Source organism: Streptomyces spongiae (genome assembly GCF_009377185.1).
In the GTDB taxonomy this organism is placed as follows: Bacteria; Actinomycetota; Actinomycetes; order Streptomycetales; family Streptomycetaceae; genus Streptomyces; species Streptomyces spongiae.
The window spans coordinates 1-2,741 of sequence record NZ_VJZC01000901.1 but is presented as its reverse complement, the minus strand read 5'-3'; the positions used below and the strand labels follow the sequence as shown (position 1 = coordinate 2,741).

General features: G+C 69.1%; 1 protein-coding gene. It reads left to right on the top strand.

The window, feature by feature from the left end:
* Nucleotides 1-73 precede the first annotated feature (73 nt).
* Nucleotides 74-2,710 carry a cellulose binding domain-containing protein gene (locus tag FNH08_RS48425; protein WP_322726619.1) on the top strand — a complete coding sequence of 879 codons (2,637 nt, stop codon included), beginning with the start codon at nucleotides 74-76 and terminating at the stop codon, nucleotides 2,708-2,710.
* Nucleotides 2,711-2,741: the final 31 nt, after the last annotated feature.

The window sequence follows — 2,741 nt, the reverse complement described above, 5'->3', positions numbered from 1 at the left end:
GTCCCATCGGGTCCGCCCGGCCGCGCGCGCCTTTCCCTCCCCTCCCCCCACCACCATCACGGAGAGGACAACCGTGCGAAGAACCCGCATCCTCACGGCCGTACTCGCCCTGTCGGCCGGGCTGCTCGCGGGCAGTCAGCCGGCGCTGGCCGCGCCCGCCGAGAAGGTGTCGATCGCCGCCGACACCTACACCTGGAAGAACGCCCGCATCGACGGCGGCGGCTTCGTGCCCGGCATCGTCTTCAACCGCAAAGAGAAGAACCTCGCGTACGCCCGTACGGACATCGGCGGCGCCTACCGCTGGGTGGAGTCCTCCAAGACGTGGACCCCGCTGCTCGACTCCGTCGGCTGGGACAACTGGGGCCACACGGGCGTCGTCGGCCTCGCCTCCGACTCCGTCGACCCGAACAAGGTGTACGCGGCCGTCGGCACGTACACCAACAGCTGGGACCCGAAGAACGGCGCCGTGCTCAGGTCCGCCGACCGGGGCGCGACCTGGCAGAAGGCCGACCTGCCGTTCAAGCTGGGCGGCAACATGCCCGGCCGCGGCATGGGCGAGCGCCTCGCGGTCGACCCGAACAGGAACAGCGTGCTGTACCTGGGCGCGCCGAGCGGCAAGGGCCTGTGGCGGTCGACGGACTCGGGGGCGACCTGGTCCCAGGTGACGAACTTCCCGAACGTCGGCAACTACGTGCAGGACCCGACCGACACGAGCGGCTACGCGTCCGACAACCAGGGCATCGTCTGGGTCACCTTCGACGAGTCGACGGGCTCGTCCGGCAATGCCACGAAGACGATCTACGTCGGGGTCGCCGACAAGGACAACGCGGTGTACCGCTCGACGGACGCCGGCGCCACCTGGACCCGCCTGTCCGGCCAGCCGACCGGCTACCTGGCCCACAAGGGCGTCCTCGACGCGAAGAACGGCTACCTGTACCTCGCGTACAGCGACAAGGGCGGCCCGTACGACGGGGGCAAGGGCCAGCTGTGGCGGTACGCGACGGCGACCGGCGCCTGGACGAACATCAGCCCGGTGGCGGAGGCCGACACGTACTACGGCTTCAGCGGCCTGACCGTCGACCGTCAGAAGCCGGGCACGGTGATGGCCACGGCGTACAGCTCCTGGTGGCCGGACACCCAGATCTTCCGTTCCACGGACAGCGGCGGCACCTGGACGAAGGCGTGGGACTACACGTCGTATCCCAACCGTGAGAACCGCTACACGATGGATGTCTCGTCCTCACCGTGGCTGACGTGGGGAGCGAACCCGTCACCGCCGGAACAGACCCCGAAGCTGGGCTGGATGACGGAGGCGTTGGAGATCGACCCGTTCAACTCGAACCGCCTCATGTACGGCACGGGTGCGACGATCTACGGCACCGAGAACCTCACGAACTGGGACAGCGGCAGCAAGTTCACCATCAAGCCGATGGTGCAGGGCCTGGAGGAGACCGCGGTCAACGACCTGGCCTCTCCCCCGTCGGGCGCCCCGCTGCTCAGCGCGCTCGGCGACATCGGCGGCTTCCGCCACACGGACCTGACGAAGGTCCCCTCGATGATGTACACGTCCCCGAACTTCACGACGACGACGAGTCTGGACTACGCGGAGACGAACCCGAACACAGTGGTCCGCGTCGGCAACCTGGACTCCGGCCCGCACATCGCGTTCTCGACGGACAACGGCGCCAACTGGTTCGCGGGGACGGACCCGTCGGGCGTGAGCGAGGGCGGTACGGTCGCGGCGGCCTCGGACGGCAGCCGCTTCGTGTGGAGCCCGACGGGCACGGGAGTGCAGTACACGACGGGCTTCGGGAACTCGTGGTCGGCGTCGAGCGGCATCCCGGCGGGCGCGATCGTCGAGTCGGACCGGGTCGACCCGAAGACCTTCTACGGCTTCAAGTCGGGGAAGTTCTACGTCAGTACGGACAGCGGGGCGACCTTCACCGCGTCCTCCGCCACGGGTCTGCCGAGCGGCGACAGCGTCCGCTTCAAGGCGCTGCCCGGCACGAAGGGCGACATCTGGCTCGCGGGCGGCGCCTCGGACGGGGCGTACGGTCTGTGGCACTCGACGGACGGCGGCGCGAGCTTCACCAAACTGTCGAGCGTCGAGCAGGCCGACACGATCGGCTTCGGCAAGGCGGCGCCCGGCGCCTCGTACCAGACCCTCTACACCAGTGCGAAGATCGGCGGCGTCCGCGGCATCTTCCGCTCCACGGACAAGGGTGCGACCTGGACCCGCATCAACGACGACGCCCACCAGTGGGGTTGGACGGGTGCGGCCATCACGGGTGACCCGCGGGTGTATGGGCGCGTGTACGTGTCGACGAACGGGCGCGGGGTCGTCTACGGCGACACGTCCGCCGCCGAGCCGGACCCGGAGGAACCGACGGGCGCTTGCGCGGTGACCTACAAGATCACCAACCAGTGGTCGGGCGGTTTCCAGGCGGACGTCCAGCTGACCAACACGGGCACGAGTGCGTGGTCAGGGTGGTCGCTGAACTGGTCCTTCCCGAACGGGCAGACCGTGTCCCAAGCGTGGAACGCCGCATACACGCAGTCGGGTTCGGGGGTGACGGCCAAGAACGTGGGCTGGAACGGCACGGTGGCGGCGGGCTCGTCGGTGGGCTTCGGCTTCACAGGGAGCTGGTCGGGGGCGAATGGGAAACCGACGGTGTTCCAGCTCGGTGACCAGAGCTGCGCAGTGAGCTGACGCGGGTTCTTCGCCCCCGCCGCCCCTACCC